This is a genomic window from Paenibacillus sp. Y568, from assembly GCF_059445545.1.
The window spans coordinates 36,530-51,882 of record NZ_JCAIUM010000001.1 but is presented as its reverse complement, the minus strand read 5'-3'; the positions used below and the strand labels follow the sequence as shown (position 1 = coordinate 51,882).

Sequence of the window (15,353 nt, the reverse complement as noted above, 5' to 3'; positions counted from 1 at the left end):
GTATCATGACGGTTTTTTTGCAGGAGGAATTCATCATGAAGTCTGAAACGGTACGCCACATTCTGAATACAATAGCAGAAATGTTTCCTGAGGCGCATTGTGAATTGATCCATAGTAACGCTTTTGAACTGACAATTGCCGTATTACTTTCTGCTCAATGTACAGATGAGACGGTAAATAAGGTCACCAAAGATTTGTTTCAAAAGTATACATCACCTAAAGATTATATCTCAGTTCCTCTTGAGGAACTGGAGCAGGATATTCGACGTATTGGTCTTTTTCGGAATAAGGCCAAGCATATTCAGAATTTATGCCGAATATTGATTGAACAATATGACGGTGATGTTCCTCAAGCACATGATCAATTGATTTTACTTCCAGGAGTAGGGCGAAAGACGGCGAATGTTGTCGTGTCTAATGCATTTGGTGTTCCTGCTATTGCAGTAGATACACACGTAGAGCGAGTATCCAAACGACTGGGTTTAGCAGGTTGGAAAGACTCTGTACTCGAAGTGGAAAAAAAGCTGATGAAGAAGGTTCCTCGCGAAGAGTGGACGGATACTCATCATAGACTTATTTTCTTTGGGCGCTATCATTGTAAGGCTCAAAATCCACAGTGCCAAATTTGTCCGCTTCTTGACGTATGTCGTGAAGGCAAAAAACGTATGAAGATGGCCCAAATCAGGAAAGATAAAGAGAATATAGGATAGTTGAACATTAGAGATGGGATGGGATGTCAGATGAAGTGCATTTCTGTATACACAAATAATTTTGAAGCGTTCTCCGATATTTTTGAGAATGTTGTGGAAACTGTTTTTGAAGAGAATGAAGAAAAGGAAGTAGAAGGTATTACGGTTAGCCACTCTGGAGAAGTACCTGAGTTCTACTTGGAGCGCATGTCACAGAAACCAGAAGTTGTGGTTATGAAAGATAAATCACGTGGGGTTACGATTCTTCAACATGGTTCTGTGTTCGAGATATTGATGCCTGACCTTGAGACTGTATTGGCGTAGGTTCATAATCACTGCCTCGATGCTTTAGTTACAAGGTCTTTCAACTTTCAACGAAGTTGTGTAATAAAACCGAAGGAATTTTCTTCGGTTTTATTTTTTTAGGGTAAAGGCATTTCACTAAGACTCTTGAAATGTTAGAATAGTGTTATTTCTATGAGATAGATCACAAGGGACAAGGGAGAGAGTAGACCATGATGGCAGCGACAGAGAGCAACAGGAAGAATAACCGTGCATCCTTGGAAGCGCTTAAGAGTCAACTATCATCTTGGGGAGATAGTAAAGCAATAGATACGATGGATGATTTAATACATAAGGAACAATTAAGTGAACTTACGATCGCATGGTGCGGTCATTTCTCAGCAGGTAAATCGAGTATAATTAACGCATTATGTGGGATGAATGTACTACCATCGGGTCCTGTACCAACGAGTGCCAATGTCGTTACGATTCGAAATGGGTTATCTCGTGCGCTTATTTATACACCTGAGGGCGGTCATATCCCCCAAGAGGTAACTACAGATGAGCTTAATGAGTATTGTACTAACGGGGGCGCTTATTCTGCGGTAGAAATATGGGAACACATTCCCTTTCTTACTTCTGAGGGCGTTCTAATGGATACTCCAGGAGTGGATTCTACAGATGATGGACATAAGAAAGCTACGCATTCAGCTCTTCATTTGGCCGATGTTGTTTTTTATGTGATGGATTATAATCATGTTCAATCGGAGAATAACCTGGTGTTTGCTAAAAGTCTGTCAGATTGGGGGAAACCACTGTATCTTATTGTAAACCAGATTGATAAACATCGTGAACAGGAGTTGTCTTTCCAATCGTACCGTGAGGGAGTGGTCTCGGCTTTTGATCGGTGGCAGGTGCGGTATGCTGGATTACTCTTTAATTCACTCAAAGATGCCGATCATCCTTATAATCAATATGAGAGTTTGAAGGGATTAATAGAAGAGTTAATCATGCAAAAGGATGCATTAGTACAATATAGTGTCTCCTGCTCGGCCCAACATATTGTGGATGATCATCTTGAGCAATACGTAGCATCTCTAGCGGATGAAAAGGAAAGCCTCCTTGTAGAACTCGGAGGAATGGAATATTTAAATCGGTTGGAAGATGAGAGACTCTCGTTAGTTCAAGAACAGGATCGGCTTCGAAATCGTATACAGGAAGAAAGAGCAACGTTACGTCAGGATATAAATAAAATCTTGGACAATGCCAATCTTATGCCCGCAGAATTAAGAGATATAGCTTACAATTTTGTAGAAAGTCGAAAGCCTGGATTCAAAAAGGGATTATGGTTAGCTGGAAATAAGACACGTATCGAACAAGATCATAGACAAGCTATATTTCTTCGGAAGCTTCAAGAACAAGTCTCATCACAAGTTGAATGGCATATTCGACAATCCATTGCAGCCTGGGGTGAGAAACATCATTTATGGAATGATGAATGGTCGAAGAAGATGGATCTTTGTATTCCCACGATGGATGAAGACATGATTGTAAAGACGCTTCAGTCTGATGCAATCTTGTCAGGTGAGTACGTTCTAAATTATTGCCGTAGTGTAGCAGAACATATAAAAAGCCAATATCGGCTTAGCCTAATGACGTTTACTGAACAACTTCTGCTACGCTTAGAAGAGGATGTTGCACGCGAGCTGCAACATCTGAGCCAGCAGTTGACCGACTTGCAACAGCAGTCGGTCGCCGCCTCCCGCTACGCTGCGCTCCAGCGGGAGGAGACCGCGCACGCGGCAGCTCTAGCCGAGCTGCTGCCGCTGCGCCTAAGCCTCACCCCCGGCCTTCTGCCGGCGGTGAGGCCCCTACAGCCCTTACAGCCGCCCGCTCCTGCGGAGGCGGCTGAGGCGGGCGCGCTACGCGCTGCGCCCGCGCAAGTTCTTGCCCCGCCGCACAGCGGTAGCGGGGCACACCCGCGCGGCGGTGCGGCCACAGGCCGCCGCCAACGGCTAGCAAGCGCGGCTGCGCAGCTGCATGGCGCTGCTGCGCTGCTAGAGCAGTACCCCGCGATGGCTTCCGCCGCGCGGGGAATCCGTGAACGTGCCGCTGCCCTGGAGGGCGGCACGTTCACGCTGGCGCTGTTCGGGGCATTCAGCGCCGGTAAATCTTCCTTCGCCAACGCTTTGCTAGGCGAAGACGTGTTACCGGTATCGCCACATCCAACAACCGCGGCGATTAATCGGATTCTTGCGCCACATGATGAATTTGTGCATGGAACAGCACAGGTGGTTATGAAGTCGCGTGAGACACTTATGGAAGATCTAAGAATATCGTTCTCTATCCTTAGATTAGGGGAACCGGATCCGATGCATTGGAGTGATGTCGTAAATTCCCTATCATCCGAAGGGATACATCCTGCGGGATTACCTCACTATAGTTTCTTAAAGGCCGCTTCCCTAGGTTGGGCAAATGCTGAACGGTTATTAAGAACGGTCCAAACCGTTGAGCTCCCAGAATATCGCGTGTTTGTAGCAGATGAGACCAAATCCTGTTTTGTTGAACGAATAGATTTGTTTTATAGTTGTGACCTAACGGAGCAGGGGATTATTCTAGTGGATACACCAGGGGCCGATTCATTACATGCACGACATACGGGCGTAACTTTTCAGTATATGAAGCATGCAGATGCCTTGGTGTTTGTTACTTATTATAACCATGCCTTTTCCAAAGGTGATCGCCAATTCCTCTCTCAGTTAGGAAGAGTGAAGGATAGCTTTGCACTGGATAAGATGTTCTTTATTATCAACGCCGCGGATTTGGCAGAATCAAGTGATGAGTTGGATCAAGTGATTGAACATGTTCAAACCAACTTGAAAAGTAATGGCATTGGCTCACCGCATATTTATGCTGTGTCTAGTATGAATGCCTTAGAAGGAAAACTTACAGATAATGATTCCCAAAGGTTATCTTCTGGATTTACAACTTTTGAAACTGCACTGGGTGACTTTGCAGGGAAAGAACTTCCGGGATTGTCTATTCAGGCTGCTAGACAAGAGATTGTATCTGCGCGTAGACGTGCCGAAGAATGGGATCGATTATCACAGCAAGATGAGGAGACTCGAGAGATACGACGACTTGAACTTGAGAACATCTATGCGAAGGCGAAGTCCATGTTGAGCCAATTTACGCAGGTTTCAGGACAAGATAGAATCATTGAGCAAGAGGCGGTAGAATTGTTATTCCACGTAAGGAAGCGAATGGATTATAATTGGGTAGCTTTTTTTAATGAGGCCTTTCATCCATCATTACTCCGCGAAGGAACAGGATCATTGAAAGGGATCTTTATCGATTGCGGTCGTGAATTAGAACAATCTTTATTAAGGGAAATCGATCAAGAACTATGGGCTACGACATTACGACTTGAGTTAAAAGCGAAGTCTATTCTTCTAGAAGCTGCAGTACGGGTCACAGATCAGATTAATGCTCTTGACGAAGGATTATTACTTACCCCTATCAAAGAAGAACAAGACTGGATTATTCCTGATTTGCACAGCAGTCAGTTCCATCAACAGATAGATTGGAGTACGCTGTGGTCTACTTTCAAATCCCCTAAGTTATTTTTTGAAGGTAAGGGCCGTGACAAATTGAAGATGAACGTAGAACCTATGCTTCATGAAAACATAACAGAAGCTGTTAAAGCGCAAGAATCTTCCTTATGTCATTTCTATATTCATGAATATAGTGAAGCTCTGACTCGACAGGTTTCACTATTAGAGGAGCAATTATTAGAAAGCTATAGCGCAATGGAAAGTACGCTACAATTAACAGATTCTCCTGTATCGTGGCTGGATTTAGCTGAGAAACTGAAGTCATATGAGCAAATAACACACTAAAATTGGAAAAAATAGATTATTGAAGGAAGCGCTTTAATAGCGTTTCTTTTTTTATGCTTGTGTTACCTAGGGATATGGAGTAATTGGCAACATTTAATAAATATATCATGATTGTGTCTAATATTTGACCTATGGGAAGGTATCGTGCCTGATTATGCTAGCTTATGGTCTTTGCCGCCTTTTAAAGACGATGTTAAACTTCATTAATGTTCACATATTACTAAATGAATTAGTTAGATCTAATGTATCTAAAGGGATTGAACTAAAGGGGAATACCCTATATTCTGGATTTTACTCAAAATGACAGACTTTAGGGGATTGTAAACTTTAGTACAGTCTATCCAAAGGAGGAGAAACATGAATGTTCTCAGGCAACTGCAGGGCTTCTTCTGGGACAAACGGAAGTTTTTGTATCTATCAATTCTATTCTTAGCGATTTCCACTGCATTAGGACTGGTAACACCTAACCTGCTTCGAATTCTAATTGATGATGTCATTACCCCCAAGCAGTTTGACAAAGTACCTATGCTCGCTTTAACCGTAATTCTAGTCGTCATTGTAAAGGCGATTATGCAGTTTCTAAGTGGAATGCTCGGAGGCAGATTGGGTAACCATCTAGCTTACCGTTTACGTAACGCTTGCTATGAGAAGTTGCAATTTCTATCCTTTCGTTATTATGACACGGCTAAGACTGGAGATTTAATGTCTCGTCTTACAGGTGATTTAGAGGCGATTCGTAACTTTATCGGTTTTGGATTAGCACAGATCATGAATACCATTCTAATGGTTGTGTTTGGTTCCATCATGATGTTCTCGATTAACTGGCAGTTAACGTTAGTGACCATGATCAGTGTTCCATTCTTAATCATTGTAGCTTTGAGATTTGAAGGTAAGATTCATCCAGCATTTCAAGAAATGCGGATCGCTCTTAGTACATTAACTACGGCTGTACAAGAGAATGTCACAGGTGTAAGAACCGTTAAATCATTTGCCCGTGAACCTTATGAAGTAGAGAAGTTCTCCGTTCGTAATGAACGGTATAAGACGAATCAAATTTTTACATCAACATTATGGAGTCGATTCTTCCCATTAATGGAGTTCTTGGCTTCCATAACAGTGGTACTGTTACTTACCGTAGGAGGAACCTTTGTTATTAACGGGTCACTTTCATTAGGAGAATTAGTTGCATTCTTTAGCTTAGTCTGGTACATAATTGGGCCTATGTGGAATATTGGGTACTTAATAAATAACTATACGCAATCGGAAGCATCAGGAGAACGTGTCTTAGAGCTACTTAATCATCCGATTGATGTCCAAGACCGAGAAGGCGCAAAAGATCTTCAGACGGAGGAAGTTAAAGGGAATGTGACGTTTGAGAACGTTACTTTTGCTTATGGTAATAAGATAGCAGCCATTAAGGATGTTAACTTTGATGCCGCTTCAGGTTCTGTTATTGGTTTTCTAGGTGGAACAGGTTCGGGTAAATCAACAATCATTCAGTTATTAATGCACGCTTATAACGTTAATGAAGGATCCATCAAGTTGGATGGAACCGATATTCGAGATATTACCGTACACAGTTTGCGAAGTCAGATTGCCTCCGTATTTCAGGAAACATTCCTTTTCTCTTCTAGCATTCAGAATAACATTTCTTATGGATTAAAGGATGTAACGATGGACGAAATCATTCGTGCGGCAGAGCTTGCAAAAGCCCATGAATTTATTATGGAAATGCCAGATGGATACGATACCGTAGTTGGTGAACGTGGTATGGGGCTTTCTGGGGGACAGAAACAACGGATCGCTATTGCGCGGGCATTGCTGAAGAATCCCAAAATTCTTATTCTGGACGATGCAACGAGTGCCGTTGACATGGAGACAGAGCATGAAATTCAGTCAGGGTTCCAGGAAGTGATGAAGGGTCGGACGACATTTATCATTGCTCATCGTATCTCATCCTTACGCCACGCGGATGAAATACTTGTGTTGGATGAAGGTAATGTTGTTCAGCGAGGAAGACATGAAGAATTAATACGTGTTCCAGGTCCTTATCGTGATGTTTACCAAATTCAGTACGCTGACCATATTGCCCGGATAAATGATGAAGCAGAAGAGCAGGTGAAATCATGAGTGATCGTGTAAATACAGATCGGCAGAAAGATCAATCTGGGAACACAGAGAAAGCAAAAGTTGCAAGTACCGGCGGAGCAAGATTCGTATATCAGGATGATGTAATTATCGATAAAGCGTTTGATTGGGGACAGTTCCGACGATTATTTGCATACATGAAACCTTATGCTAGACAGTTGCTTCCTCTCATTGGATTGATGATGATTCTTGGAACAATAACCAAATTAACAGTTCCTTATCTAACCAGTATGGCGATCGATAAGGCGATATCACCTGATAGCCCTAGTCTGAAGCTCTTATATATGATTGCTGCGGGTATTTTAGTTCTATACGCAATTCAGTGGGTAGCTACTGCTTTTCGGATTAAATATATGAATATTATTGGACAGAGGGTCATTTTTGACCTCCGTGCAGATCTATTTAAGCATATTCAAAAGTTATCCTTTAACTTTTTTGATAAAAGACCTGCAGGCTCGGTGCTTGTTCGTGTCACGAATGACGTGAACTCACTGCAGGAGCTATTTACCAATGGTGTTGTCAACTTAATGATTGACTTGGTTCAATTAGTAGGTATCGTTATTATCTTATTATTGATCAATTTCAAGCTTGGGATTGCGGTAATTATCACTGTTCCCATCATGTTCTTTATTTCTACGAAATTACGGGTGAAGATCCGTCGAGCATGGCAGGAAGTTCGCATGAAGGGATCTCGTATCAATTCGCATCTGAATGAGTCAATTCAAGGAATTCGTGTCACTCAAGCGTATACGCAAGAGAAGGAAAATATGGAATTCTTCGACGCGATGAACAAAGATGCCAAGAAATCTTGGGATAAAGCGACGACCATGAACCAAGGGTTTGGACCGCTTATAGAAATCACAGGTGGTTTCGGAACGTTGATCCTATTCTGGTTAGGTGCTTACTTGATCCAACAGGGAGAATTAACGGTAGGGTTACTGGTAGCTTTCTCTAGTTATGTAGGTAACTTCTGGGATCCTATTAACCGTCTAGGACAAATGTATAATCAATTGTTGGTCGCCATGGCTTCATCGGAACGTATATTTGAATTTATGGATGAGAAGCCTAATATTGATGACAAACCAAATGCGTTACCTATACCGCAGATTAAAGGGAATATTACGTTCGAGAATATTGTCTTTGAATACGAGAAGGGTCGCCAAGCTTTAAAAGGAATTGACTTAAATGTTGAGGCAGGTCAGACGATCGCATTGGTGGGGCATACAGGATCAGGAAAAAGTACGATTATTAATTTATTAAGTCGTTTCTATGACATCACAGAGGGTCAGATCAAAATTGATGGATACGATATTAGAGATGTAAAAGTAGAAAGTCTACGTAGCCAGATTGGTATTGTTCTACAGGATACATTTATCTTCTCAGGTACGATTCGAGATAATATTCGATTCGGAAGACTAGATGCTAAGGATGAGGAGATTGAAGCAGTAGCTAAAGCTGTAAACGCGCACGAATTTATCGCGAAGTTACCTAAAGGGTATGAGACAGAAGTAGAGGAACGCGGAAATATGCTGTCTATGGGTCAACGTCAGTTACTGTCCTTTGCTCGCGCGTTACTAGCCAATCCTCGAATATTAATTCTTGATGAAGCTACGGCTAGTATTGACACAGAGACCGAACTTAAAATTCAAGAAGCATTGAAAGTTCTTCTTGAAGGGCGAACATCCTTTATTGTTGCCCATCGATTATCAACGATCCGACATGCGGACAAAATTGTTGTGCTAGATCATGGAGAAATTAAGGAAGAGGGAAGTCATGCGGAACTAATTAAACGTAAGGGGATTTATAATGGACTGATCGAAGCCCAATTTAAATTTATATAAATCATATAATATTACACAATCGTTCCATATCCTTCAAATTTAAACAAGCTTTTCACCCGAATGTATCTATTTTATGATAAATTATTTGTGAAATTTGATGAAAACTTGCAGAGTACTCTTGCATTATTCTTGCCAAACCCTGAAAATAGAGATGAAAGAACTATAGGGGGGATGGCAAGTGGTGTGGGGTGCTCCTTTTTCTGCATATTCCAGGAAAATGTTACTGCTGGGCAGTGGAGAATTAGGAAAAGAAGTGGTACTTGAGGCCCAGCGTTTGGGAATTGAGACCATTGCCGTGGACCGCTATAAAGATGCCCCTGCAATGCAGGTTGCACATAGGTCCCATGTGATCGATATGCTTGATGCTGAAGCTTTGAAATGCATTATTCGACAAGAACAACCAGATGTTATTGTTCCTGAGATTGAAGCGATTGCAACACACGCTCTATTGGATTTAGAACAAGAAGGTTATCATGTAGTTCCAACGGCACGTGCTACAAATCTAACTATGGACCGCGAAGGGATTCGCCGTTTGGCAGCAGAGACTTTATCGTTGCCAACCGCTAGCTACCGATTCGCAGACAGTTTAGATGAATTAAAGGCTGCAGTGGCTGAATTAGGAACTCCTTGTGTAGTAAAACCTATTATGAGTTCGTCTGGTAAAGGGCAAAGTGTATGTAGGAGTTCAAATGATGTAGAAGCTTGTTGGTCTGCCGCATTAGAAGGTGGACGAGCTAAAAGTACGCGTGTCATTATCGAATCCTTTGTTCAGTTTGACAGTGAAATTACGCTTCTTACGGTACGTTCTGTATCCGGTACGCTGTTCTGCCCACCGATCGGCCATATTCAAAAAGATGGCGATTATGTGGAGTCTTGGCAACCGCATCAGATGAGTATTGCACAACTTGAAGAGTCACAAGCCATTGCAAAAGCAATTACGGATGAATTAGGTGGTTACGGCGTTTTTGGCGTTGAATTATTCCTAACATCCGATGGAATTCTGTTCAGTGAAGTATCACCACGTCCTCATGATACCGGTATGGTCACTATGGTGACGCAAGATTTATCGGAATTTGCTTTACATGTTAGAGCTATACTTGGGTTACCAATTGAACAAGTAGAGCTTCTGTCACCGGGTGCATCAGCAACACTGAAGGCCCATAGTTTTAGTTCTGATTTTGTAGTTAGCGGAGTTGCTGAAGCTCTTGCATTACCACGTACTCAAGTGAGGGTGTTTGGTAAGGGTGAATGTAAGCCAGGTAGAAGAATGGCCGTTGCTCTAAGTAGTACTGAGAATGTAGAGATTGCTCGTGAGACAGCTAAACATGCTGCTACTCTATTAAAAGTGGAGGTATATGATCATGAACAGTAGTTTGTCTGCTCCTACATTATGTATCCGTAATTTTCAATGGAATGATTTGGAGACTATTACTGCATTAATGCGTGAACTTAACTATCCTACAACCCTAAGTGTGATGAGGGAACGGATGGAAGAAATGGAGTCCAGTCCTTTGTATTGCACTTTGGTAGCTGAAGTTGATGGTCAGGTCGTAGGCAAAATCAGCTTGCACCAGGTTGTATCCTTTTGTCGTACTGAACGAACTACCCAGATTACTGCGATCATAGTAGCTAAAGAATTCCAAGGTCAAGGGTTAGGTAAAAGATTGATTCAGCAAGCTGTAGAATGGAGCAAGGGACAAGGAAGTACACTACTGTTTCTCACTAGTGGCAATCGTGTTGAGCGTGCCCCTGCACATGCATTTTATGAGCATATCGGCTTTACAAAGACAGGTTATCGTTTTAATAAAAAATTATAGGACAACCTAATGCCATAGCGTCCCCATCCCATCCCTTATCGGGTTGGGATTTTTTTTGTTTACATCATTTGGGGATTTGATATACAATACCTGCATAAATCACACCCAATTTTTTAAATTAGGTAAGCGTTTACATTATAGCGATGAGGGATGACATGTATAATCTTATTTTGGTAGATGATGAAGAAGATGTGAGAGAAGGCTTACTTGAAGAAATTGCATGGGAAGAATACGGTTTTCAGGTCATAGACAAGGCAGAGAATGGGCGAGAAGCGATGGAGTTAATTGAAAGACATTTACCGGATGTCGTTGTAACGGATATCCACATGCCATTTATGAATGGATTGGATCTTGCTGAATGGATTCGCAAGCATTACCCGAATATGAAGATTATCATTCTGACTGGATATGATGAATTTGTATATGCACAGAAAGCGATCAAAATGCAAATTGATGAATACGTACTAAAACCATTCTCTTCTAAAGAACTTGTCGACATTCTGTTAAAAGTGAAACATAAATTAGATGAAGAGGCCTCGGAGAAAGATAACTTAGATAATCTAATGCAGCATTATCGAAAAAGTCTACCACTTTTGAGAGGAATGTTCTTATCATCTTTAGTATCCAAAAGAGTACCTATTGCAGAGATTCAAGAGAAAAGTCTAAGTTATGAGCTTAATCTAATAGCCAACTCCTATATGGCCTCTATTATAAGAGTGGATTATAACCATTCAGAGTTACAAGTAATAGAACAGCCAAAGGTACTTAACGCTCCAGAGTCTATGAAAGATACTAAGGATCGACAGTTACAATTGTTCGCGGTGCTGAATATTACAAATGAGATTTGCCAAAAGTACCAGATTGGCGAGGTGTTCCTACATAACGATGATGTAGTTCTATTGCTAATGGATCAAGAAGAAGCAACAGATAAGACAGGTGGACGTTTGTTTGAAGTGTTAGAAGAGGTTCGACAGAATGTAGAAAAATACTTGAAGCTTACCGTCACGCTTGGCGCAGGAACGATTACACATTCCGTTGAAGGTGTGCATCATTCCTATAATGAGGCGTTACAGGCATTAGATTATCGATTGATATTAGGAAATAACCGTGTGATATGGATCTACGATGTGGAGACAAGCCATGACCCACTTCTGTATGAGCCACTTCACTATGATGAATTGAAACAACAGGCGTTGATCCGATCTATTAAAGTTGAGACTGCTCAGGAAGTAGGAGATTCCGTAGCAGGTCTATTTGCAGATTTAGAGATGACACAGCTAACAGTAAAGGATTGTCATGTATATGTTCTAGAAATTCTAACATCACTCATGAAAGTGGCCAAAGAGTTTCGATTGGAATTTGATGAGATATTTGGATCTAACGAGTATCCATTTGCAGAGATTACTAAGTTTAATAACTTGAATGAAGTAAAACTATGGATAACCGGTATTTGTATTAAACTTATGAATCACATTTCGAAAGGGCGTCAATCGAATTATAATCAGCTGGTTGAAGATGCGAAAGCTTTCATAGCGGTTCATTATCATGAGAGTGATATTTCAATCAACAAAGTATGCAAACATTTGCACATTAGTACAGGTTACTTTAGTAGCATTTTCAAAAAAGAAGTGAAGATGACTTTTGTTAATTATTTGATGCAACTACGCATGGATGCTGCAAAGGATTTACTACGTTCAAGTGATATGAAATCGTTTGAAATTGCGGAGAAGGTGGGGTTTATCGACCCTAATTATTTCAGCTTTTGTTTTCGTAAGAGATTGGGTATTTCACCTAAAGAATATCGAAATAACACGGGGGCTGCTATGAGTGAACATTAAATATTCACGTCGACCGAAATCTTCAAAAAAACCAAAAGTCCCTCTTTCATTTAATGTCAGAAGTATTCAGGTCATCATTACGATTTCATTCTCAATGATTACAGTTGTTGTGGTTCTGTTAGTCAGCCTATTACTCTACAACAAGTTCGCAAAGTCAGCTGAAGAAAACGCGTATCTGAACATTCAACAAATTATAGAACAGGTGAACTCAAGCTTAGAGATCTATGTTAAGGGAATGCAGGATATATATGAAGTTGTTGAACAGCAGATTGATCAAACGGAGAATATTTCAAATACATTATTGAAAGAACAATTGACGACACTTCTACATACTCGCGGGGATTTAGTCTCTGTTGCCTTGTTTACTCCACAAGGCAACATGGTATTGGACGTTCCTGATGCCAATATGAGACGAAATACACAGTTAACGGAACAAAGTTGGTTTCAATCCGCACTTAAGCAACCTGAATCCGTTTCCTTCTCACAACCTCATATTCAGAACTTATACAAAGGACAGTATAAATGGGTTGTTTCATTAAGCAGAATGATCAATTATAAGGAAAATGGCGAATTGAAACAGGGAATTCTATTGGTTGATGTTAATTTTCGAACAATTGACGAGCTAAGCAGTAAAGTAAGTCTGGGCAAAAAGGGATATGCCTATATTATCGATTCCTTAGGTAATATTATCTACCATCCACAGCAACAGTTAATTTATGCAGGTCTTAAGTATGAGAATATTGAGCCTGTATTTGAATATGCCTTTGGGAGTTATATGGATAGCTCAACAGAAGAACAAAGATATATTACGGTTAGAACGGTAAAGCCCATTGGTTGGAAGGTTGTAGGTGTGGCCTATGCGGATGAGATTGTTACGACGAAGAGGGACCTTAATCATTTTGTTGTATGGTTTCTTACGATTGTGATGTTCGTAGTTCTATTGATCTCTATCTTTGTCTCAGCCAAAATATCGCAACCTATCCGCCGATTGGAAAAGGCTGTGAAGCTGGTAGGGCAAGGGGATTTGAGCACACCTATTGATGTGAAAGGTGCTTATGAAGTAGAACAATTATCTAAGAGATTCAATCTCATGTTACATCGGATTCGGCAGTTGATGGGGCAGATCATACATGAACAGGAAGCGAAACGTAAAAGTGAACTAGATGTACTTCAAGCTCAGATTAATCCACATTTCTTATATAATACATTAAATTCTGTCATCCGACTTGTGGAGCGTGGGAAGAATGAGGACGTCGTCACCGCAATTACTTCATTGTCTAAGCTATTCCGAATAAGTCTGAGTGAAGGACGAAATATGATTACGCTAGAGGAAGAGTTAGAGCATGTTCGGCATTATTTAATAATTCAAAAGATACGATATAAGAGCAAATTCAATTACAAGATGGATATCCAAGATGAGGCATTAAGTTGTACAACATTGAAACTCATAATTCAACCCATAGTAGAAAATGCCATCTATCATGGTATCGAGCTTATGCCAGACGAAGGGTGGATACAGATCACAGTAAAAATTGAAGGTGAGAAAGTTATTATTTCAGTTACGGATAACGGTCTCGGGATGACTCCACAAGTTATGAGTCAACTGTTAACAGGTAGAGTGAAAAGTGCAGGGGGATCAGGCGTAGGTGTGAAGAATGTCCATGAACGCATCCAATTGTATTACGGCAAGGCTTACGGCTTGACATTCAAGAGTGAATTAGAAGAGGGTACGACGGTTACGATTACCCTCCCAATGATAACGAACGAAACAGATCGTGTGGAAAGAGAGGGATTGTTATGAGTAGAAGTATGAAAATCATCATGGTTCTTATGGCAACCTTTTCTCTGATGTTGGTTTCTTGTTCGGAGAGTTCGACAAGTTTACGCATGACAGATACTGTACGTAAAGTAACGATGATTGTAAAGATGGACAGTGGTGCTTTTTGGAATACCGTTAAGATGGGCGCAGAGGTCGCTGCGAAAGAATACAACGTGGATTTAACCTTCCTTGGTCCAGATAGCGAGAATGACATCGAGGGACAAGTTCAGTTGGTTGATGATGCGATAAAGCAAAAAACGGACGCCATCATCCTATCAGCCAGTGATTATATGAAATTAGCACAAGTAACCGATCGCGCAGCCTATCACAAGGTACCTGTTATCTCCATGGATTCAGAGGTAGCTTCTGCTCGAGTGAAGACTTTTGTAGGAACTAATAATTATGAAGCGGGGCAGAGGGCAGCAGAAAGATTGATTACATTGATTGGTGGTAGAGGTCAGGTTGGATTAGTCAGTTTTGTTGAGGGCTCTCGTAATGCGGGTGAGCGGGCATCCGGTATGTTGGATTATATTGCACGTTTCCCTAATGTTACTGTGATGGATATCGTGTACTGTGGTTCTGATGTGCAGCTTGCGGCGCGCTTAACGAATGAATTACTGGAGAAATACCCTGATCTCAGAGGCATAATCGCGTTAAACGAAGTGGCGGGGATTGGTGTATCACAAGAAGTCCAGAAGCTAGGCGTAGGTGGAAAAGTGAAAGTCATTACATTTGATAGTCCGCCCGAGGTCATTGAAATGTTACAAGAAGGGATTGTCCAAGCAACGGTTATTCAGAATCCATATAGCAATGGATATTTAGCTGTCCAACATGCTGTTGAAACGATTGAAGGGATTCATGTTCCCGAAAGAGTAGATACAGGCTCTAAATTGATCGATCTTGATAATATGTTATGGCCAGAGAACCAGAAGCAACTATTTCCATTTGTTAGATGAAAAGTAAACCATGAGAATTTTTATATAAAACATGAGTATTTTATATTTGGTTATGTAAGGTTAT

10 protein-coding genes are annotated in these 15,353 nt (G+C 41.1%); all 10 read left to right on the top strand.

Going from position 1 to position 15,353, the window contains the following annotated elements; translation table 11 throughout:
- Nucleotides 1–35 precede the first annotated feature (35 nt).
- The 10 genes from nth to AC1D7X_RS00160 all read left to right on the top strand — a co-directional run bounded on the left by nth (nucleotide 36) and on the right by AC1D7X_RS00160 (nucleotide 15,289).
- The gene (nth, locus tag AC1D7X_RS00205; protein ID WP_495454616.1) at nucleotides 36–710 is read left to right on the top strand and encodes an endonuclease III; all 675 of its coding nucleotides are present in this window, start codon (nucleotides 36–38) and stop codon (nucleotides 708–710) included.
- Nucleotides 711–740: 30 nt separating this feature from the next.
- Nucleotides 741–1,013: an NAD/NADP transhydrogenase alpha subunit gene (locus AC1D7X_RS00200; RefSeq protein WP_495454617.1), complete on the top strand. Its 273-nt coding sequence runs from the start codon at nucleotides 741–743 to the stop codon at nucleotides 1,011–1,013.
- Between the two features lie 191 nt (nucleotides 1,014–1,204).
- Complete coding sequence (locus AC1D7X_RS00195) at nucleotides 1,205–4,870, top strand: dynamin family protein (RefSeq protein ID WP_495474424.1); 3,666 nt, start codon at nucleotides 1,205–1,207, stop codon at nucleotides 4,868–4,870.
- 357 nt (nucleotides 4,871–5,227) lie between these two features.
- Entirely contained in the window at nucleotides 5,228–7,000 is a 1,773-nt protein-coding gene (locus AC1D7X_RS00190) for an ABC transporter ATP-binding protein (RefSeq protein ID WP_495474423.1), read from the top strand.
- The gene (locus AC1D7X_RS00185; protein WP_495454620.1) at nucleotides 6,997–8,859 is read left to right on the top strand and encodes an ABC transporter ATP-binding protein; all 1,863 of its coding nucleotides are present in this window, start codon (nucleotides 6,997–6,999) and stop codon (nucleotides 8,857–8,859) included. The genes AC1D7X_RS00190 and AC1D7X_RS00185 overlap by 4 nt, the downstream gene beginning before the upstream one ends.
- Nucleotides 8,860–9,040: 181 nt before the next feature.
- Nucleotides 9,041–10,231 carry a formate-dependent phosphoribosylglycinamide formyltransferase gene (gene purT, locus AC1D7X_RS00180; RefSeq protein ID WP_495474617.1) on the top strand — a complete coding sequence of 397 codons (1,191 nt, stop codon included), beginning with the start codon at nucleotides 9,041–9,043 and terminating at the stop codon, nucleotides 10,229–10,231.
- The gene (locus AC1D7X_RS00175; protein ID WP_495454621.1) at nucleotides 10,221–10,676 is read left to right on the top strand and encodes a GNAT family N-acetyltransferase; all 456 of its coding nucleotides are present in this window, start codon (nucleotides 10,221–10,223) and stop codon (nucleotides 10,674–10,676) included. Before purT ends, AC1D7X_RS00175 begins: the two co-directional genes overlap by 11 nt.
- 155 nt (nucleotides 10,677–10,831) lie before the next feature.
- A complete protein-coding gene (locus AC1D7X_RS00170; RefSeq protein WP_495454622.1) occupies nucleotides 10,832–12,514 on the top strand; it encodes a response regulator in 1,683 nt (560 codons plus the stop codon).
- 94 nt (nucleotides 12,515–12,608) lie between these two features.
- Nucleotides 12,609–14,315, top strand: coding sequence for a sensor histidine kinase (locus tag AC1D7X_RS00165; RefSeq protein WP_495454754.1), 1,707 nt, complete (start codon nucleotides 12,609–12,611; stop codon nucleotides 14,313–14,315).
- Complete coding sequence (locus AC1D7X_RS00160; RefSeq protein ID WP_495454623.1) at nucleotides 14,312–15,289, top strand: substrate-binding domain-containing protein; 978 nt, start codon at nucleotides 14,312–14,314, stop codon at nucleotides 15,287–15,289. Before AC1D7X_RS00165 ends, AC1D7X_RS00160 begins: the two co-directional genes overlap by 4 nt.
- Nucleotides 15,290–15,353 lie beyond the last annotated feature (64 nt).